The organism is Thiocystis violascens DSM 198 (assembly GCF_000227745.2).
GTDB classification, from domain to species: domain Bacteria; phylum Pseudomonadota; class Gammaproteobacteria; order Chromatiales; family Chromatiaceae; genus Chromatium; species Chromatium violascens.
The window spans coordinates 2,170,715-2,188,556 of sequence record NC_018012.1 but is presented as its reverse complement, the minus strand read 5'-3'; the positions used below and the strand labels follow the sequence as shown (position 1 = coordinate 2,188,556).

22 protein-coding genes are annotated in these 17,842 nt (G+C 56.0%); 21 read left to right on the top strand and 1 reads right to left on the bottom strand.

What is annotated here, in order from left to right:
* Nucleotides 1-332 precede the first annotated feature (332 nt).
* The 8 genes from bchC to THIVI_RS25105 all read left to right on the top strand — a co-directional run bounded on the left by bchC (nt 333) and on the right by THIVI_RS25105 (nt 8,013).
* Nucleotides 333-1,301, top strand: coding sequence for a chlorophyll synthesis pathway protein BchC (gene bchC / locus THIVI_RS09705; protein ID WP_014778425.1), 969 nt, complete (start codon nt 333-335; stop codon nt 1,299-1,301).
* Nucleotides 1,298-2,251: a chlorophyllide a reductase iron protein subunit X gene (locus THIVI_RS09700; RefSeq protein ID WP_014778424.1), complete on the top strand. Its 954-nt coding sequence runs from the start codon at nt 1,298-1,300 to the stop codon at nt 2,249-2,251. The genes bchC and THIVI_RS09700 overlap by 4 nt, the downstream gene beginning before the upstream one ends.
* 19 nt (nt 2,252-2,270) lie before the next feature.
* Complete coding sequence (gene bchY / locus THIVI_RS09695) at nt 2,271-3,746, top strand: chlorophyllide a reductase subunit Y (RefSeq protein WP_014778423.1); 1,476 nt, start codon at nt 2,271-2,273, stop codon at nt 3,744-3,746.
* A 182-nt stretch (nt 3,747-3,928) separates the two neighbouring features.
* Nucleotides 3,929-4,684, top strand: coding sequence for a hypothetical protein (locus tag THIVI_RS24670; RefSeq protein WP_169315568.1), 756 nt, complete (start codon nt 3,929-3,931; stop codon nt 4,682-4,684).
* Between the two features lie 23 nt (nt 4,685-4,707).
* Entirely contained in the window at nt 4,708-5,430 is a 723-nt protein-coding gene (locus THIVI_RS23625) for an IS1 family transposase (protein ID WP_014776653.1), read from the top strand.
* 245 nt (nt 5,431-5,675) lie between these two features.
* On the top strand, nt 5,676-5,798 hold the full coding sequence (locus THIVI_RS26050; RefSeq protein WP_014778421.1) for a hypothetical protein: 123 nt from the start codon (nt 5,676-5,678) through the stop codon (nt 5,796-5,798).
* A 14-nt stretch (nt 5,799-5,812) separates the two neighbouring features.
* Nucleotides 5,813-7,081, top strand: a complete 1,269-nt coding sequence (locus THIVI_RS22720; RefSeq protein ID WP_014778420.1) for an IS701 family transposase — start codon at nt 5,813-5,815, stop codon at nt 7,079-7,081.
* A 758-nt stretch (nt 7,082-7,839) separates the two neighbouring features.
* Complete coding sequence (locus THIVI_RS25105) at nt 7,840-8,013, top strand: hypothetical protein (protein WP_169315567.1); 174 nt, start codon at nt 7,840-7,842, stop codon at nt 8,011-8,013.
* Between the two features lie 120 nt (nt 8,014-8,133).
* On the opposite strand, the gene THIVI_RS23615 is transcribed toward THIVI_RS25105, so the two are convergent.
* Entirely contained in the window at nt 8,134-8,391 is a 258-nt protein-coding gene (locus THIVI_RS23615; RefSeq protein ID WP_014778419.1) for a type II toxin-antitoxin system Phd/YefM family antitoxin, read from the bottom strand.
* 269 nt (nt 8,392-8,660) lie between these two features.
* Here THIVI_RS23615 and bchZ point away from each other — a divergent pair, with 269 nt between their 5' ends.
* The 13 genes from bchZ (at nt 8,661) to idi (ending at nt 17,800) form a co-directional block, all read left to right on the top strand.
* Entirely contained in the window at nt 8,661-10,097 is a 1,437-nt protein-coding gene (bchZ, locus tag THIVI_RS09675; protein WP_014778418.1) for a chlorophyllide a reductase subunit Z, read from the top strand.
* A gap of 720 nt (nt 10,098-10,817) precedes the next feature.
* Complete coding sequence (gene pufB, locus THIVI_RS09670) at nt 10,818-10,961, top strand: light-harvesting antenna LH1, beta subunit (protein WP_014778417.1); 144 nt, start codon at nt 10,818-10,820, stop codon at nt 10,959-10,961.
* Between the two features lie 83 nt (nt 10,962-11,044).
* The gene (gene pufA, locus THIVI_RS09665) at nt 11,045-11,242 is read left to right on the top strand and encodes a light-harvesting antenna LH1, alpha subunit (protein WP_014778416.1); all 198 of its coding nucleotides are present in this window, start codon (nt 11,045-11,047) and stop codon (nt 11,240-11,242) included.
* A 117-nt stretch (nt 11,243-11,359) separates the two neighbouring features.
* Nucleotides 11,360-12,196 carry a photosynthetic reaction center subunit L gene (pufL, locus tag THIVI_RS09660; protein ID WP_014778415.1) on the top strand — a complete coding sequence of 279 codons (837 nt, stop codon included), beginning with the start codon at nt 11,360-11,362 and terminating at the stop codon, nt 12,194-12,196.
* Nucleotides 12,197-12,212: 16 nt separating this feature from the next.
* Nucleotides 12,213-13,187, top strand: coding sequence for a photosynthetic reaction center subunit M (gene pufM, locus THIVI_RS09655; RefSeq protein WP_014778414.1), 975 nt, complete (start codon nt 12,213-12,215; stop codon nt 13,185-13,187).
* Nucleotides 13,184-14,281: a photosynthetic reaction center cytochrome PufC gene (pufC, locus tag THIVI_RS09650; RefSeq protein ID WP_014778413.1), complete on the top strand. Its 1,098-nt coding sequence runs from the start codon at nt 13,184-13,186 to the stop codon at nt 14,279-14,281. The genes pufM and pufC overlap by 4 nt, the downstream gene beginning before the upstream one ends.
* A 166-nt stretch (nt 14,282-14,447) precedes the next feature.
* Complete coding sequence (gene pufB, locus THIVI_RS09645) at nt 14,448-14,591, top strand: light-harvesting antenna LH1, beta subunit (RefSeq protein ID WP_014778412.1); 144 nt, start codon at nt 14,448-14,450, stop codon at nt 14,589-14,591.
* A gap of 83 nt (nt 14,592-14,674) precedes the next feature.
* Nucleotides 14,675-14,809, top strand: a complete 135-nt coding sequence (gene pufA / locus THIVI_RS23610; protein ID WP_014778411.1) for a light-harvesting antenna LH1, alpha subunit — start codon at nt 14,675-14,677, stop codon at nt 14,807-14,809.
* Between the two features lie 133 nt (nt 14,810-14,942).
* The gene (gene pufB, locus THIVI_RS09640; protein ID WP_014778410.1) at nt 14,943-15,086 is read left to right on the top strand and encodes a light-harvesting antenna LH1, beta subunit; all 144 of its coding nucleotides are present in this window, start codon (nt 14,943-14,945) and stop codon (nt 15,084-15,086) included.
* An 87-nt stretch (nt 15,087-15,173) separates the two neighbouring features.
* Complete coding sequence (pufA, locus tag THIVI_RS09635) at nt 15,174-15,368, top strand: light-harvesting antenna LH1, alpha subunit (RefSeq protein ID WP_014778409.1); 195 nt, start codon at nt 15,174-15,176, stop codon at nt 15,366-15,368.
* Between the two features lie 78 nt (nt 15,369-15,446).
* Nucleotides 15,447-15,875, top strand: a complete 429-nt coding sequence (locus tag THIVI_RS09630) for a secondary thiamine-phosphate synthase enzyme YjbQ (RefSeq protein ID WP_014778408.1) — start codon at nt 15,447-15,449, stop codon at nt 15,873-15,875.
* A gap of 3 nt (nt 15,876-15,878) precedes the next feature.
* Complete coding sequence (locus tag THIVI_RS09625; RefSeq protein WP_014778407.1) at nt 15,879-17,231, top strand: RuBisCO large subunit C-terminal-like domain-containing protein; 1,353 nt, start codon at nt 15,879-15,881, stop codon at nt 17,229-17,231.
* Nucleotides 17,228-17,800: an isopentenyl-diphosphate Delta-isomerase gene (gene idi / locus THIVI_RS09620; RefSeq protein WP_014778406.1), complete on the top strand. Its 573-nt coding sequence runs from the start codon at nt 17,228-17,230 to the stop codon at nt 17,798-17,800. Before THIVI_RS09625 ends, idi begins: the two co-directional genes overlap by 4 nt.
* Nucleotides 17,801-17,842: the final 42 nt, after the last annotated feature.

The following is a 17,842-nucleotide window of genomic DNA, read 5'->3' as shown; positions in this document are numbered from 1 at the left end:
GCTCACGATCCGGAGATCCTTCTTGAGAGAGTACATGACGGTTGCTCAGTCGATCTGAATGGTCCATACCGGATTGTCTACGAGGTGCGGGACGAGGATTTGCGGATCCTGGTGATTGGTAAACGCAACGACGATGAGGTTTACAGACAACTAGCGAGAAAATAACCGCCAGCCGATCCTGACGCGACTCAGTGAAGAGCAGCGCTTTTCCATCCTCGACGCGCGCGGCTTTTTATCAATCCAGATCAATATCCCGCCCTGTCACCCTAGACTGACACTCAACTTTCGTTAAACTGGCGAATCCGTCAGATTCAACTTGTCGAGCCCACATCTTGAACCCCGATACGCCGACTCTCGAAGCACTCGCCGTCGTCCTCGAACAACCCGAACGTCTCTCGCTCCAGCGGCTCGCGCTCACGCCGCCGGGCGACGCCGATGTTGTGGTCGATATCGAATGGAGCGGCATCAGCACCGGCACCGAACGCCTGCTCTGGTCGGGTCGCATGCCGGACTTTCCCGGCATGGGCTATCCGCTCGTTCCCGGTTACGAATCCGTCGGTCGCGTCATCTTCGCCGGCCTGCAGGCCGGGCTGACGGTCGGGCAGCGGGTCTTCGTCCCTGGCGCGCGTTGTTATGGAGAGGTACGCGGTCTGTTCGGCGGCGCGGCCTCGCGCGTGGTTGCGCCGGGCAGTCGGATGGTGCCGGTCGACGAAAAATTCGGCGAACAGTCCGTGCTGATGGCGCTGGCGGCGACGGCCTATCACGCCATCGCCGGTCCCGCGTCGCCGCATGTCGAATTGATCGTCGGGCACGGCGTGCTCGGGCGTCTGCTGGCGCGCATCGCGGCGCTGGGGGAGGGCACGCGACCGGTGGTCTGGGAGACCAACCCCGAGCGCCGGCAGGGTGCCGAGGGCTACGGCTACGAGGTGCTGGCGCCGGACGACGATCCGCGCCGGGACTATCGCTCCATCTGCGACATGAGCGGCGATTCCGCCATCCTCGACAGCCTGATCGCCCGCCTGGCGCGCGGCGGCGAGATCATCCTCGGCGGCTTCTACAGCCAACCGGTGGCGTTCACCTTTCCGCCCGCCTTCATGCGCGAGGCGCGTTTCCGCATCGCGGCCGAATTCCAACCGGCCGATCTGGCGGCGGTGCGCGCGCTGCTGGATTCCGGGCGTCTGTCGCTCGACGGTCTCATTACCCATCGCCTGCCCGCGACCGAGGCCCACGCGGCCTATCGCACCGCCTTTGGCGATCCTTCCTGCCTGAAGATGATTCTTGATTGGAGAAACCTATCGTGAATGTACCCCTCAACGGTCCCGCGTCCAGCGCGTCGCCGGCGATCAAGGAGACCCAGATCATCGCCATCTATGGCAAGGGCGGCATCGGCAAGAGCTTCACGCTCGCCAACCTGTCCTACATGATGGCGCAGCAGGGCAAAAAGGTGCTGCTGATCGGCTGCGATCCCAAAAGCGATACGGCAAGCTTGCTCTTTGGCGGGCGTTCCTGTCCGACCATCCTGAGCACCTCCAGCGAGAAGAAGCGCGCCGGGGAAGCGGTCACCATCGGCGATGTCTGCTTCAAGCGCGACGGCGTCTTCGCCATGGAACTCGGCGGTCCCGAGGTCGGACGCGGCTGCGGCGGGCGCGGCATCATCCACGGCTTCGAGTTGCTGGAAAGCCTGGGCTTCCATGAATGGGACTTCGATTATGTCCTGCTGGATTTCCTGGGCGACGTGGTTTGCGGCGGCTTCGGCCTGCCGATCGCCCGCGATCTGTGCCAGAAGGTCATCGTCGTCGGCTCCAACGATCTGCAATCGCTGTACGTGGCCAACAATGTCTGCTCGGCCGTGGACTATTTCACCGGGCTGGGCGGAAACGTCGGCGTGGCGGGCATGGTCATCAACAAGGACGATGGCACGGGCGAGGCAAAGGCGTTCGCCGAGGCGGTCGGCATCCCGATCCTGGCGACCATCCCCGCCCACGAGGAGATCCGGCGCAAGAGCGCGAATTACGAGATCGTCGGTCGACCGGGCGATGCCTGGGGACCGCTGTTCGAGGAACTGGCCACCAATGTCGGACTGGCGCCGCCGGTGAAACCGAAACCGCTCGCGCACGAGGCCTTGCTGAATCTCTTCAAGGGCGACGAGGTGGGTCGACACGTCACGCTGGAGCCGGCAACGCCGGCCGATATGTGCAATGCCTCGGCGATCGTCAAGCCTTCGCTTGAAGTCGTTTACGATGATGTCTGATTCGCGGCGGGAGACTCCGATGGCAAACGACTTATCCCGGCAGCCTTCCGAGATACCGGAAAACCTTGAAGCCGGCGGCTGCTCTAGCGCCGAGACGCTGAAATCCGCCACCGCCAAGGCGGGGAATGCCGAGTTGCTGAAGCGGTTCGCCGCCGACTATCCGGCTGGCCCCCATGATCAGCCGCAGACCATGTGTCCGGCCTTTGGCGCGCTGAGGGTTGGTCTGCGCATGCGCCGCACGGCCATGCTGCTGGTCGGCTCCGGCTGTTGCGTCTATGGCCTGAGTTTTACCGCGCATTTCTACGGTGCCCGGCGTTCCATCGGCTACGTGCCCTTCGATTCCGAATCGCTGGTCTCGGGCCGGCTGTTCGAGGACGTGCGCGAGGCGGTCCAGAAACTCGCCGATCCCGACCGCTACGACACCATCGTCGCCATCAATCTCTGCGTGCCGACCGCCTCGGGCGTGCCGCTGCGACTGCTGCCCAAGCAGCTCAACGGGGTGCGTATCCTCGGGATCGACGTGCCCGGTTTCGGCGTGCCGACCCATGCCGAGGCTAAGGATGTGCTGTCGGGCGCCATGCTCCATTACGCCCGTCACGAGGCGGAACAAGGACCGGTCCAGGCGCCGCGCGGCGGACGCAGCGAACGGCCCACGGTGACCCTGCTCGGCGAGATGTTCCCGGCCGACCCGGTCGGGATCGGCATGATGCTGGAGCCGCTGGGTCTGGCGACCGGTCCCGTGGTGCCGACTCGCGAATGGCGCGAACTCTATGCCGCGCTCGATTGCGCCGTCGCCGCCGCCATCCATCCGCAATACACCGCCTCCTGTCGCGAATTCGCCGCCGCCGGTCGGCCCATCGTCGGCTCCGCGCCCGTGGGTCGGGATGGCACCGCGACCTGGCTGGACGCCATCGGTCAGGCGTGCGGGATCGCCCAGGACAAGGTCGACGCCGCCAAGAACAAATTCCTCCCGGCCATCGGCGGGGCATTGGCGGCCATGCCCATCAAGGGTCGCGTCATCGTCTCCGGCTACGAAGGCTCCGAGCTGCTGGTCGCGCGTCTGCTGATCGAATCCGGGGCCGAAGTGCCCTATGTCGGCACCGCCTGTCCGCGCACCCCCTGGAACGAGAGCGATCTCGCCTGGCTCGACGCGCATGGTGTCCCGGTTCAGTTCCGCGCCTCGCTGGAGCAGGATCTGGCGGCGGTCAAATCGCTGGAGCCGGATCTCGCCATCGGCACCACGCCGGTGGTGCAGGCGGCCAAGGAACGCATGATCCCCGCGCTCTATTTCACCAATCTGATCTCGGCGCGTCCGCTGATGGGGCCGGCCGGGGCGGGTTCGTTGGCGCAGGTCATCAATTCGGCACTGGCGAACAAGGAGCGGTTCGTCGCGATGCGGGGCTTTTTCGAGGGTGTCGGGACGGGCGAGACCAGCGGGGTTTGGCAGGGGATGCCGGTCAAGCGAGGGACGGAACGCGCCGCCAAGTCGGTTTAAGGTCAGGTTGCGGGCCGATGAGTTAATCGAGTTGTCGGCTGGGGTGAGGATACTTCCCATACTAGGCTGAATGCAGCCTAGTACATGGATTTTTGCATGCAATCTAGAACACGTTATGCAATTTAAGGAAGAGAATGAGTCGCAAATATTATCCATCGGAACATAAGGACGAGACACTTGGTTTGTGGCTCGAAGCCCACATCCATCAATTAGACAGTCACGTTTTATGGTCTGCTAAGTTAAATACGCGCGTTGAAAATAATGATGAAATAAGATCCAAATGGCTCTTTAACAATTACTTCTGCGATTCCGAGATATTACACGAATTTATCAAACGTGGCATCGTGGCAAACGTAACTAAGGATGTAAAAAAACATATTACTGAACACGCATGGAACGAGTTGAGCGAAGTAATCGATTGCTGCAAGCCATATATTTCGATACCTCTAAATGAAGAAACAGAGAATCATTATAAAAAATATCGTACATTAAATGAAATAATGTGGTTTGAGATTGTTGTTGAGCAGTTTTCGGAAGCCCTTGTACAGTTCTCTTTGTCTTTGTTTGGGTATAAATACATTCTGAAAAACTTAGAGCTAAACAAGCAGGAATTTTATGAATTTGCAGATAGGCTGGAAGGGAAGATTCGTTTTAACAATGATTGGTTTCCGCTTGATGCAATGCGTAATAAGTTATTATCTGTTTCTAACAAAGGTGCGTTGTCTTGTATAAGCAGAGATTTGGCTCATGAGTTGGAATTGCTGAAAAAACCAACAAGCAGACAAGTAGTATCCTCTTGTAGAGCGATTTTTCCATTGTTGGAGCGAACATTAAGAGAGCATGTAGGCAAAAAAGAGTGGAAAGGGCGAGCTGATAATATGGATTTGTTGGTAAATATGCATGAAAAAAACGGTAGTGCCCCAATCTATAGGATCTAAAATCTGACTGGATTTATTCAAACATGAATCACTGCCCAACTTGCAACACCACCAAGATCGTGAAGAATGGATTTAATGCAACCGGAAAGCAAAACCATCTTTGTCGGGAATGTGGCCGTCAATTCGTGATTGACCCCTTAGTTTCAGCGATTTCTGAAGAGACCAAATCGCTGATCGATCGACTGCTTCTTGAACGGATTGCGCTTGCTGGTATCGCGCGTGTTGCAAATGTCTCTGAATCCTGGTTGCAAATCTATGTCAATCAAAAATACGAGGGCGTTCCGCGCCAATTAAACGTGCCAAAGTTGTCTGATTTTCGACTGGTTGTCGAGTGCGACGAACTGTGGTCATTTGTTTTGAAAAAAGATGAAAAACAATGGGTTTGGATCGCGAAAGATCGTGACTCTGGATATGTTGTCGGACTTTATATCGGATCTCGTGGCATTAAGGGTGCGCAAGGATTATGGAATTCATTGCCACGCGATTATCAAGAATTGGCCGATTTCTACACCGATTTTTGGGAAGCTTATCAATCCGTTTTTCCAGAATTCCGTCATTACGCTGTCGGTAAGGAATCGGGAAAGACAAATCATATCGAACGATACAACTGCACACTCAGGCAACGTATTTCCAGGCTCGTACGAAAAGCACTTTCTTTCTCAAAAAAGCTTGAGAACCATATTGGAGCTATTTGGCATTTTGTCCATCATTATAATAGCACTCTCTCAGTTAAAGCTCATTCGTGAAATCATATAGAGAAGGGCACTACCAAAAAAACAACTCACTATCTAAGGATGTTATTGAGCTACTGAGGTTTGTTGCTAAACCATTAAGAGACTATACGGGGCATGGAAGAGACATAGACGCGACTGTGGCAAAGGTTGTTTTAGCCACGGCACTTGAATTGCTAATTCTACTTTGTTAGCTTGACATAAGCTTATGATTTTCAAATATTATTTTCAGGGAAAATTTTATTTGGAAATGGCAGATCATGGCTAACGCGATTGGTAGCGAAACCGATGCGATGTTAAAAAACATGGTTGGTAACCTCTCCGCTCATCTGGAGGATTATCACGAATTTTTCAAAACGAAACAGCTGATGGTCATGAACTGAGTCGAGCTTACATCATGGGTCTTCTCAAAACTGAAGCCGGAAAACGGAATCTCGAACGCATCAACGAAGAAATTGATGTGTCCGGTGGTGATGGTTATCAACGGATCCAACAGTTCATCACAGATTCACCGTGGTCGGCGGGAAACCTCATCGGTGCGATCGCCCAAGACACCTCAAGTCTGTATGCGAATCAGCCGAATTATCGCGGTCGGGATGTCGGCTACATCATTGATGAGTCAGCGCATCTCAAGAAAGGCAAGTATTCCGTTGGCGTCGCGCGGCAATATGCCGGTGTCATTGGTAAGGTTGAGAATTGCCAGGTGGGCGTTTATGCCAGCTTAGTTTGGGAATCACAGAGCACGTTAATTAATGAGCGGTTGTTCCTTCCAACGTCCTGGACCGCTGATTTAAAGCGATGTGACCAAGCGGGTATTCCTGAAGAGGCACGTCAGTTTAAAACGAAGATCGAACTCGCACTGGAGATGATTCAATCCGATCTGGCGGCGGGCGTAGACATTGGTTGGGTGGGCGGTGATGGCCTGTACGGACACGGGTTAGAGCTTGGTGTTTCTTTAGATAACATAGGGTTAAATTTTCTGCTTGATGTTCATTGCGATCAGATGATCTATCCCCTCAAACCCATTCTATCGGTTCCGGAATCCGCTGGGCGAGGACGAAAGCCAACCAAACTTCAAGCTGATCGCGACCCCACGCAAGTGAGATGGTATGCCGACCATCTTTATCCTTTCCAATGGCGCACGATGGCCGTTCGCAATGGGGCCAAAGGGCCGATCACGCTGTCCGTTCATACCGCTCCCGTGTGGGTTTGGGATGGCAAGTCGGAGCGCGTGACCGAGCGGGTATTGGTCATCAGCCGAAATCACGCGGACAACAAGATCAAATACTCACTCAGTAATGTCGATTATCGGAGCACCCCGATCGAAAGGCTGGCTTACATGCAAGCACAGCGCTATTGGGTTGAACGGGCATTTCAAGAAGCCAAAAGCGAATTAGGAATGTCAGATTATCAAGTCAGAAAATGGAATGCCTGGCACCACCATATGGCGCTGGTGATGTTGTCGCTGTCCTTTATTGTTAAAGAGCGTCTTTTGCACAAAACCGATTATCCATTGGTGAGTTGCCGTGATCTTCGGCTTCTCATCATCGCTTTACTACTCAACGATCCGGATGCGGTCGAAAAAAGAATCCAGCAAATGCGGGTCAGGCATGAGCAAAGGCGCAAGGATATCGAGCGTTATTACAAGCTGACCGCGACGGGATAGTCAATGCGTTTGAATTAAAGTAACAAAGTAGAACTAATTAGGCTAAATGATGAATTGCAGAGCAAGTAGCAAGTAGCAAGGTAGCAAGGTAGCAAGGTAGGATGGGTAGAACGGCCACGCGATGACATTGATCTTTGCCATCGACGCCGATTGGCCGTGAAACCCATCGAATACTGTGCCAACGCTTGATGAATGACCTCGGGCAAGCGGTATTTATGAATATTACAGCCGGGTAGCAGCTATCGGGGTCACGTCTTGCAATCACGCAATAATGATCCATCAAGCGGTTAAAACGCAGACCCCGCAGACCGTACGGCGCTCATTCTGAAAGTTCGTGCAAGCGGGGCCGCTAACGTATTCATCAGCTCAACATTATCTACAATTTCGATGCAATTTGACTGGGGCCAGCGGAAAGTTGCACCAACGAAGATCGAAAAATATGAAACCACAGTGGCCTATATCGAATCTTCGGTCATCAGTTACCTTGCCTCACGTCCTAGCGTGACATTGTGATTGCCGGTCGTCAGGCAATAACGCTTGATTGGTGGGAAAACGAGAAAGGACGCTTTGAGCTGAGATGAATCGAAGACGACGCTCTTCATATCGGATTGCGGCAACCCAGGGAGCGGATTATTTGCTCACATGGAAATTCAAGCATATCAACAACGCTGAAACCAAGAAATCTATTGTTCTGGTTGTGGAATTCTTTGGCTACGTATGCCCTCAGTTATGTTCTCCAGAAGAACTTGGAAGTAGTCATGACGAAAGATCCTATTGTTGACGAAGTTCGTAAATACCGTGAAGAACATGTTGCGGCTTATGGTCATGATATCAAACGCATCGCTGCCGCTCTTCGCGAGCGTGAAGTAAAATCTCAAAGGCCCTTATTGAATCCAGGTCCAAAGTATTTACTAAAAAAGACTGGGGGCTAACACGTCTGTCAAGCGAACAAGTCTTTATCTTCAACACTCTGAAGCCAAGACACGACGATACCATGAGGTTTCTGGCGTCGATGCTCGGAAATACTTTTCGTATCAAGAAAATATACGAAATTATTCCAAACCTTGGTCGTGACAACGACGCGTATGACCGCGCGTAGGAATCACCAAATCTGCTCGCCCAACGTCAGACAACAAGAGTTGCTTTAAGGAAGGTTGCGCAGCATTTTGCAGCCGCCGCCAAACATCGACAGAAACGAGAACCACAGCTTCAGAGCCACGTTTCGTAACCATTTGTGGCCCTTCTGAAATGCACGCATCTAATAATTTACTAAACCGCGCTTTCGCGTCTTTTACAGGCCAAGCTTGCATGACATACCTCGCAAAAAACTAAGTCATTACTTCGACACAGTCGGACTCGATAACGTGAGCAACCCGTCTCGATAACGTGAGCAACCCGTCTCGATTGCAGGGGCTGCTGTTCGCGTCTTGCCGCTGGAGACAGGGTTTGGCAATCTGATTTCATTAACTTATTCGAATCGCGTTTAGTGTCGTGTTATACCCGCCAAGTCTGATCCCTGGCGAGGGTGTTAAGTTCACGCTCAGTCAAGACGCGGTTTGAATCGAGAGGGCGCTTTGCAATGTTGATCAATGACCTCGACCGCGCGGGCGGTTATTGGGGCTCCGTCTATGCCTTTGCCGCCATCAAGGGGCTTCAGGTCATCATCGACGGCCCGGTGGGTTGCGAAAACCTGCCCGTGACGGCCGTTCTGCATTACACCGACGGTCTGCCGCCGCATGAGCTGCCGGTGGTGGTGACCGGGCTTGGCGAGGAGGAGCTCGGCCAGCAGGGGACCGAGCAGGCGATGCGCCGCGCCTATCAAACCCTGGATCCCAAGCGCCCGGCGGTGGTGGTGACCGGTTCGATCGCCGAGATGATCGGCGGGGGCGTGACGCCCGAAGGCACCAATATCCTGCGCTTTCTGCCGCGCACCATCGACGAGGATCAATGGCAGAGCGCCAACCGCGCCATCTATTGGTTGTGGACGCAGTTTGGCCCAAAAAAGGGTGTTGTCCCCCAGCGCAAGCCGCGTCAACCCGGTGAGCGACCCCGCGTCAACATCATCGGCCCGATGTACGGCACCTTCAACTCGCCCTCCGATCTGGCCGAGATTCGCCGGCTGGTGGAGGGGATCGGCGCCGAGATCAATCTGACCTTCCCGCTGGGCAGTCATCTGGACGAGGTGTCGAAACTGGCGGACGCGGAGGTGAATATCTGTCTGTATCGCGAGTTCGGGCGGACCCTGTGCGAGGCGCTGGAGCGTCCTTTCCTTCAGGCGCCGATCGGGCTGCACAGCACGACCAAGTTCCTGCGCACGCTCGGCGAACTGCTCGGGCTGGATCCCGAGCCCTTCATCGAGCGCGAGAAACACACGACCATCAAGCCCATCTGGGATCTGTGGCGCTCGGTCACCCAGGACTTTTTCGGCACCGCCAGTTTTGGCGTCGCCGCGACCGAGACTTATGCCCGCGGCCTGCGTCATTTTCTTGAAGACGAACTGGGGCTGCCCTGTCATTTCGCCTTCGCGCGCAAGGCGGGCGTCAAGCCGGACAACGATCTCATCCGTCAGACCATCCGCGACAAGACGCCGCTGATCGTCTTCGGCAGTTACAACGAACGCATGTATCTGTCCGAGATCGGCGCGCGCGCGACCTATATCCCTGCGTCCTTCCCCGGCACCGTGATCCGGCGCCATACCGGAACGCCGTTCATGGGCTATTCCGGCGCGACCTATCTTGTCCAAGAGGTCTGCAACGCGCTGTTCGACGCACTGTTCAACATCATTCCGCTCGGTACGGATCTCGACAAGGTTGATCCCACCCCGGCACGGATGCACCGCGAACTTCCCTGGGACGAGGACGCGCGCGCGGTCTTCGATCAGATCGTCGATGCACAGCCAGTGTTGGTGCGGATTTCAGCCGCCAAACGCCTGCGGGATGGCGCCGAACGCGCCGCGCGCAATGCGGGCGAGGAACGGGTGACCGCCGAGCGGGTCGTCGCAACTCAGGACGTTTGATCGCGACCGTTGACTCCCTGTCTGCCGATCCTTTCGGCACGCACCTCAAACGACCATCGAATCCACGGAGATTGCCGAGTTGCTTGCGGTCGCTGCGCATCGGCGTGGCGGCCGGGAGCGCCGACTGCAAATCGGCGATCGCAGGTGACGCGAACCCATCAAAATCCCATGTGGCGACTCCCCCGAGCCGAGAGGCGATTCGGGCATTCATGATCGCCATTTTTCTTTGAACGAGGGCAGGGGCGTCGCGGGTCGCTGAGGGGCGGCCTTGCGGGTGGCGTCTTCCTGTTCCCGGTCATGTCCCGCAAAATCAGGTGTAAATGTAGGTTGACATCCGTGTCAGTCAAGCTAGACTGACACCTAATCCAGGCACCCGCTAATTAGGTCTTTTTCGCCAAGTCCGCGCATACCGATTCGAACAGCAATGGGAAGGGCGAAGAGTCTCAGACTCAGACTCTGCCTCTGGCCTTGGCTCCGATCAAACGCGCATTCAGCGGAAAACCCCGGGCTCGTCGAGCGGACGTGAACGCTCTGATGTGTGGTGAGGAAGAGTCGAGATAAAGGTTTTTCGCGGTTCCCGTTAAGGGGTCGCGTATCGAGAATTTGCCCGTGTATCGGGTGGCTTCTCTGCCGTGGCGGGTTGGCTGCGGCGCACCCCCCGCCGCACGGGCTGAGTGCGGCATAACTGAGGTTTAACTCCTAATTTCGGAGGATTGATCGATGGCTGACAATACCAGCATGACCGGGTTGACCGACGCTGAAGCTCAAGAGTTTCATGGCATCTTCACGCAGAGCATGACGATGTTCTTCGGTATCGTCATTATTGCGCACATCCTTGCCTGGCTGTGGCGCCCCTGGCTGTAGTCGTTGTTGGGTGATGGGCTGGCATTCAGCAATGAGCCGGCCGTAAGCGGAACCCATTACTTAATGATTCGTGGAGAAAATCAATGATTTCATCTGATCTGTGGAAAATCTGGCTGCTGATTGACCCCCGTGTGGTTTTGATTGCGCTGGGCGCTTTCCTGATCGTTCTGGGCCTTGCTATTCACATGATTCTGCTCAGCACCGCCGAGTTCAATTGGCTCGAAGATGGCGTTCCAGCCGCTTCGGTCCAACAAGTGACGCCGGTTGTACCGCAACGGTAATCGCGTCCTTGACGGGGGTGGCGGGCGAGGCAATACCCCATGGCAAGCCTCACCTACCGCCGACAGTGCTAAGAGGAGGCATCCGGCCAGGCTGCCTCCCCAGCAGAGGGTTTTACAATGGCCATGCTCAGTTTTGAGAAAAAATACCGCGTCCGTGGCGGGACGCTGATAGGGGGAGACCTATTCGACTTCTGGGTGGGGCCGTTTTATGTCGGCTTCTTCGGAGTGTCGGCGTTCTTCTTCGCACTGCTAGGAACGCTCCTGATCGTCCTGGGCGCCACCATCGGTCCAAACGCGGAACTTCAAACCTTTAATCTCTGGCAGATCAGCATCGCTCCCCCTGATCTCAGCTACGGCTTGCAAATGGCTCCGATGACCGAAGGCGGTCTATGGCAAATCATTACGCTTTGCGCAATCGGTGCATTTGTTTCCTGGGCGCTGAGAGAAGTTGAGATCTGCCGCAAGCTCGGTATCGGTTTCCACGTTCCTTTCGCATTCTCCTTTGCGATTGCCGCCTACCTCGTGCTCGTGGTGGTTCGGCCAATCCTGCTCGGCGGTTGGGGTCATGGTTTCCCCTATGGAATCCTGAGCCACCTCGACTGGGTCTCGAATGTCGGATACCAATTCCTGCATTTCCATTACAACCCGGCTCACATGCTGGCGATCACCTTCTTCTTCACGAACGCCTTGGCGCTGTCGATGCACGGCTCCCTGATTCTGTCCGTGACGAATCCTCAGGAAGGCGAAACCGTCAAGACCAGCGAGCACGAGAACACCTTCTTCCGGGATATCGTTGGCTACTCCATTGGCGCGCTTGCCATCCATCGCTTAGGTCTGTTCCTGGCCCTTAGCGCCGTATTCTGGAGTGCGGTGTGTATCGTTATCAGTGGGCCTTTCTGGACGCGCGGATGGCCGGAATGGTGGAACTGGTGGCTTGAGCTCCCGCTCTGGTAGGATCTAGGAGACTACAATGCCTGAATATCAGAATATTTTTAACAGTGTGCAGGTACGCTCTCCGGCCTATCCCGGGGTTGACCTGCCCAAAGGCAGTCTGCCGCGGATTGGTAAGCCGATTTTCTCCTATTGGTTAGGGAAGATCGGGGATGCGCAGATTGGACCGCTCTATCTCGGGTTTACCGGTACCTTGTCGTTGATCTTTGGCTTTGTGGCGCTTGGGATTATCGGCTTTAGCATGCTGGCATCCGTGGACTGGAGTCCGATCGAGTTCGTGAAGAACTTTTTCTGGCTCGCGCTTGAGCCGCCCGCCCCGGCGTATGGCCTGAGCATTCCGCCTTTATCCGAAGGTGGCTGGTGGTTGATGGCGGGTTTCTTCCTGACCGTGTCGATTCTTCTCTGGTGGGTTCGTACCTATAAACGTGCCGAAGCCTTGGGAATGAGTCAGCATCTGTCTTGGGCATTCGCTGCGGCAATCTTCTTCTATCTAAGTCTGGGTTTCATTCGCCCGGTCATGATGGGAAGTTGGGCAGAAGCCGTGCCTTTCGGGATTTTTCCACATCTCGATTGGACAGCAGCTTTCTCGATTCGCTACGGAAATCTGTATTACAACCCGTTCCACATGCTGTCGATCGCGTTCTTGTATGGTTCGGCTCTGCTGTTCGCAATGCATGGCGCAACGATTCTTTCGGTCAGTCGATTTGGTGGTGATCGCGAGATCGACCAAATCGTGGACAGAGGAACGGCAGCTGAGCGTGCCGCGCTGTTCTGGCGCTGGACCATGGGCTTCAATGCCTCGATGGAGTCGATCCATCGCTGGAGTTGGTGGTTCGCGGTACTGACGGTCATCACCGCTGGCATCGGCATCCTGTTGACCGGCACGGTCGTCGATAATTGGTATCTCTGGGCAGTAAAGCACGGTGTTGCGCCGAGCTATCCGATTGACGTGCTCGTCCAGGATCCATATACGCTGCAGGGGGTGTCGCAATGAATATTGGAAAGCACGCAGCAGTCCCGTTGGTTGCGGTTGTCGCTTCCATGCTCCTGCTAGGTTGCGAGCGTCCGCCGCCGGAAGTGGTGCAGATCGGATATCGTGGATTGGGGATGGAGCAGAATTACAATCCACGCCTCCTTGAGGCGAGCGTGAAGGCGAATATTCCGCCCGAGGCGCTTCCAGCGGCTGCACCGGGTGGCCCCAAGGTAACGGACGTTTATAAGAATGTGCAGGTGTTGAGCGACCTCAGTGTCGCGGATTTCACCCGGCTGATGGTGGCGGTGACCCTGTGGGTTTCGCCGAAGGAAGGCTGTAATTACTGTCACGTTCCCGGCGATTTCGCGTCCGACAACATCTACACCAAGGTGGTTTCGCGTCGGATGTTCGAGATGACCCAGCAAACGAATGCGAACTGGAAGGATCACGTGGCGGATACAGGCATTACCTGTTACACCTGCCATCGCGGCAATCCGGTTCCAAAGTATGTGTGGGTGACGGATCCGGGTCCGGGTCAGCCCTCTGGCGTGAAGCCGACGGGTCAGAACATTGCGGCATCCACCGCAGCCTACTCGGCATTGCCTTATGACCCGTTCACGCCTTTCCTCGATCAGGCAAACGAGATTCGGGTGATTGGAACGACGGCGCTGCCCGAGGGGAATACGACGTCCATCAAGCAGGCGGAGTGGACCTATGCGCTGATGATGCAGATCTCCGATGCCTTGGGCGTCAACTGCACCTTCTGCCATAACACCCGTTCGTTCTTCGCCTGGGATCAGAGTACGCCGAAACGGACGACGGCCTGGTATGCGATCCGTCATGTACGGGATCTCAACCAGAACTATATCTGGCCGCTGAATGACGTGCTCCCAGCCTCGCGGAAAGGTCCATATGGCGATCCCTTCAAGATCAGCTGCGTGACCTGTCACCAAGGCGCTTACAAACCGCTGTATGCGGCAAAGATGCTGAAGGATTATCCGGCATTGGCCGGCCCCACCAAGGCGGCTGCGCCTGTGGAGCAGGCTCCGGTAGCGCCGGCTCCGGTGGAAGCCGCTCCAGTCGAAGTGGCGGAGCCAACCGCGCAGAAGTTATAACTGGTTTGCCGGTTGGCATGGATGGCGCCGGGTGTCTATCCGGCGTCAGGAAACAGAAAGAAGGCCGTAGCGATTGTCAAATGGCAAAAGCTGCGGAATGTGAGATAGGATTGGCGTGGCTGGTGTAGCCAGTTCGCCAGCCTGACGATCAACGAGGAACCATCCAATGGCTGAAAACCGCTCGATGTCTGGACTGAACGAAGACGAAGCTAAAGAGTTTCACGGTATCTTCGTGTCCAGTTTCGTCGCGTTTACGGGGATCGTGGTCGTCGCACACATCCTCGTGTGGTTGTGGCGTCCCTGGCTGTAATGGCTTGGGGTTTTTCATGTTCGTGAGCGATAAGGCGATTGTTGTGTTCAGCAGCGCCTACCTTAAAAGACCGGAGAATACACATGCACAAACTTTGGCAGATTTTTGATCCGCGTAGAACCCTGGTTGCCCTCTTTGGGTTTCTGCTCGTGCTGGCACTGTTGATCCACTTCATCCTGCTCAGCAGCCCAGCTTTCAATTGGTTGAGTGGCGCTTAAGTCTCCACTTCAGGTTATCGGCAGCGTCCAAGGGCATGTATTGCAAACCTGTCGGACGCGCTGAGAATAATCCCCGCCGCGGGGTAGATCGCGGTAATTGCCGACTGGCATAATTTAATAAGAGGATAATTCAATGGCTGACCAAAAAAGCATGACCGGGCTGACCGATGCAGAGGCTCAAGAGTTTCATGCCATCTTCACACAGAGCATGACCATGTTTTTTGGTATCGTGATCATTGCTCATATCTTGGCATGGCTCTGGCGTCCCTGGCTGTAGCAGTTACAGTACAGCCACGCAACGGATAAAGACGGGAAGCCGGCAGATATCTGCCGCATCCCGTGTCATGATTCAGGAGATGACTCGATGAATGCGATGTATAAACTCTGGCAGATCTTCGATCCGCGCAGAACGCTTGTTGCCTTATTTGGGTTCCTGTTTGTGCTTGCCCTGCTGATCCACTTTATTCTGCTCAGCAGCCCGGCTTTCAACTGGTTGCAAGGTTCGGAGGCGACTCCTGCGGCTGTCTCGCAGATGGCCCCTTTGCCGGCTGGAAAGTAGGACAGTCAGTAGTCCATATACCGACGGGCGGGGGAATGCCGAACATTCGCCTCGCCCGTGGTTGTTTAAGTCCTACCTATGTTTTTTCATCATGAACGTCTTGCGTTGCCGACCCGCACGCCGATCGAGATCATCGATATCACCGAGCGGATCCAGCAGATATATTCTCGTCATCGGGTGCGAGATGGCCAGTTGACGATTTGCTCGACTCATTCGACTGCATTCGTTGCACTGAACGAACGGGAGCCGAAGTTGCAGCAGGATATGCTCGATTTCCTGAATCGGCTCGCTCCGAGCGATGCGGACTACCGACACAACGACAATCCTGTCGATGGCCGGCTCAATGCGCACTCCCATCTACTGGGTCTGTTCATGAATTCCTCTGCGACTATTTTAGTATCAAACGGCGAACTCCTCCTTGGCGGTTGGCAATCCATCTTTTTTCTTGAACTGGACGGCCCCCGCGATGAGCGAACACTTGCGGTGCAGGTTTCTGGAGTTCGTTAGCGCATGAAGGATTCCGATTGGTCGGGGTTCTTCGCCGATGCGGCCGCGTTGAACCCGGATGCCTATATCATTCTCGATTACTATCTCGAATGTATCGGCGATCCACGGATCGCGGCGGCGCATTTCTGTTCCGAGCAGTCGACGGCTCAATGGCGGCGCGTCGGTTCATCCGAAGACCTCAGGCCGCGTTTTGCCGCGCGGGTCGTCGACCTGACCGTTCTGGAATCGGGTCGGCCCGGATTCAGCTACGGAATCGCTCATTCTCAGGGTGGTGACGTGCAGGCTTGCCGGGTGACGATCGCTCATCCGCATGGGAATTTCGGTCCCCGCTTGCCCAATCTCTTGAGCGCCGTCTGCGGAGAAGGCACGTTCTTTTCGCCCGGAGCACCGGTCGTCAAACTGCTGGACATTCATTTACCGGATGCCTATCTGGCCGAGTTCGAGGGGCCGCGTTTTGGGGTCGAAGGACTCCGTGACCTGCTTCAGGTCTATGATCGGCCACTCTTCTTTGGCGTGATCAAGCCGAATATCGGGTTGCCACCAGAAGCTTTCAGCGACCTGGGTTATCAAAGCTGGCTGGGCGGACTGGATATTGCTAAGGACGACGAGATGCTGGGCGACACCGAATGGTGTCCGCTGGCGCGGCGCTCGGAACTCTTGGGCGCGGCACGGCAACGGGCAGAGCAGGCAACGGGATGTCCAAAGTTCTATCTCGCAAACATCACGGATGAAGTGGAGCGTCTGATCGACTTACATGATATCGCCGTCGCGAATGGCGCGAACGCCCTGCTGATCAACGCGATGCCCGTCGGTTTGAGCGCGGTCCGCATGCTGCGTCGACACGCGCGTGTGCCGCTGATTGCGCATTTCCCCTTTATCGCCCCGTTCAGCCGTCTTCCCAACTTTGGCGTTCATTCCAGGGTTTTTGCCAAACTCCAGCGGCTCGCGGGGTTCGACGCGATTATCATGCCGGGGTTTGGGGAGCGAATGCATTCGTCGGATGACGAAGTGAGAGAGAATGTTGCCGCCTGTCTTGCACCCATGGGCGCGATCAAGCCTAGCTTGCCTGTCCCTGGCGGGAGCGATTGGGCCGGGACATTGAAGGGCGTCTACGATAAGGTTGGTACGATCGATTTCGGATTCGTTCCGGGCCGCGGCGTCTTTGGTCATCCGATGGGGCCCCGAGGGGGGGCGGCGAGCATCCGTCAGGCATGGGATGCGATCGTTGCCGGCGTTTCCCTTGGCGAACAGGCCGCGAAGCATGTGGAGTTGCGTGCGGCGATCGAGACATTCGGGCGGAATGACATCGCACCGCCCGACGAAGCCGCTGGGAAATGCACGGGAGACGAATCGTGAGCGCCCAAATTGTTCGCCCCCTTGCCGCCGACGAGTTGGAACGCACCGCGCAGCGCGACGCACTGGAGGAAGTGATCGTCGTGGACCAGGAGGATCGCATGCTTGGCGCGGCGGGCAAGCTCGATGTTCACCGGACCGGAGATCTCCATCGCGCCTTTTCGATTCTCGTGTTCAATGCCGACGGAGATTTGTTGTTACAGCGTCGCGCGGATGTGAAATATCATTTCGCGAAGCGGTGGTCCAATACCTGTTGCGGGCACCCTCGGCCAGGCGAATCGACCTCGATGGCCGCGGGACGACGCCTGAAGGAAGAATTCGGGATTCGCGTCCCGCTCACCGAGCGTGCGCAGCTGATTTATCGGGCCGAGGATCAGGATTCGGGTTTGATCGAGCACGAATACCTGCATATTTTCCATGGCGTTTATGCGGGAGTCCCTCATCCGGATCCGGCCGAAATCGGCGCCTGGCGCTGGATGGGGGTGCCGGTCATTCCGCGTGCCCTGCGGGTGCATCCGGAGTGGTTCACGCCATGGTTTCCGTTATTGATCGGTCGCCTCTTGACCGAATGATCGTCAATGGCCTCCGGCATGGCATGCATCGTTTGACCGCCG

What these genes read in the sequence shown, in the direction of transcription:
- pufM (WP_014778414.1), top strand. Translation starts at nt 12,213, where the DNA reads ATGCCTGAATATCAGAATATTTTTAACAGTGTGCAGGTACGCTCTCCG.
- pufB (WP_014778412.1), top strand. Translation starts at nt 14,448, where the DNA reads ATGGCTGAAAACCGCTCGATGTCTGGACTGAACGAAGACGAAGCTAAA.
- THIVI_RS26050 (WP_014778421.1), top strand. Translation starts at nt 5,676, where the DNA reads ATGGCTAACGCGATTGGTAGCGAAACCGATGCGATGTTAAAAAACATG.
- pufL (WP_014778415.1), top strand. Translation starts at nt 11,360, where the DNA reads ATGGCCATGCTCAGTTTTGAGAAAAAATACCGCGTCCGTGGCGGGACG.
- pufA (WP_014778409.1), top strand. Translation starts at nt 15,174, where the DNA reads ATGAATGCGATGTATAAACTCTGGCAGATCTTCGATCCGCGCAGAACG.
- pufA (WP_014778411.1), top strand. Translation starts at nt 14,675, where the DNA reads ATGCACAAACTTTGGCAGATTTTTGATCCGCGTAGAACCCTGGTTGCC.
- pufA (WP_014778416.1), top strand. Translation starts at nt 11,045, where the DNA reads ATGATTTCATCTGATCTGTGGAAAATCTGGCTGCTGATTGACCCCCGT.
- THIVI_RS22720 (WP_014778420.1), top strand. Translation starts at nt 5,813, where the DNA reads ATGGGTCTTCTCAAAACTGAAGCCGGAAAACGGAATCTCGAACGCATC.
- bchY (WP_014778423.1), top strand. Translation starts at nt 2,271, where the DNA reads ATGGCAAACGACTTATCCCGGCAGCCTTCCGAGATACCGGAAAACCTT.
- bchZ (WP_014778418.1), top strand. Translation starts at nt 8,661, where the DNA reads ATGTTGATCAATGACCTCGACCGCGCGGGCGGTTATTGGGGCTCCGTC.
- THIVI_RS23625 (WP_014776653.1), top strand. Translation starts at nt 4,708, where the DNA reads ATGAATCACTGCCCAACTTGCAACACCACCAAGATCGTGAAGAATGGA.
- pufC (WP_014778413.1), top strand. Translation starts at nt 13,184, where the DNA reads ATGAATATTGGAAAGCACGCAGCAGTCCCGTTGGTTGCGGTTGTCGCT.
- pufB (WP_014778410.1), top strand. Translation starts at nt 14,943, where the DNA reads ATGGCTGACCAAAAAAGCATGACCGGGCTGACCGATGCAGAGGCTCAA.
- pufB (WP_014778417.1), top strand. Translation starts at nt 10,818, where the DNA reads ATGGCTGACAATACCAGCATGACCGGGTTGACCGACGCTGAAGCTCAA.
- THIVI_RS23615 (WP_014778419.1), bottom strand. Translation starts at nt 8,391, where the DNA reads ATGCAAGCTTGGCCTGTAAAAGACGCGAAAGCGCGGTTTAGTAAATTA.
- THIVI_RS25105 (WP_169315567.1), top strand. Translation starts at nt 7,840, where the DNA reads ATGACGAAAGATCCTATTGTTGACGAAGTTCGTAAATACCGTGAAGAA.
- THIVI_RS09625 (WP_014778407.1), top strand. Translation starts at nt 15,879, where the DNA reads ATGAAGGATTCCGATTGGTCGGGGTTCTTCGCCGATGCGGCCGCGTTG.
- THIVI_RS09630 (WP_014778408.1), top strand. Translation starts at nt 15,447, where the DNA reads ATGTTTTTTCATCATGAACGTCTTGCGTTGCCGACCCGCACGCCGATC.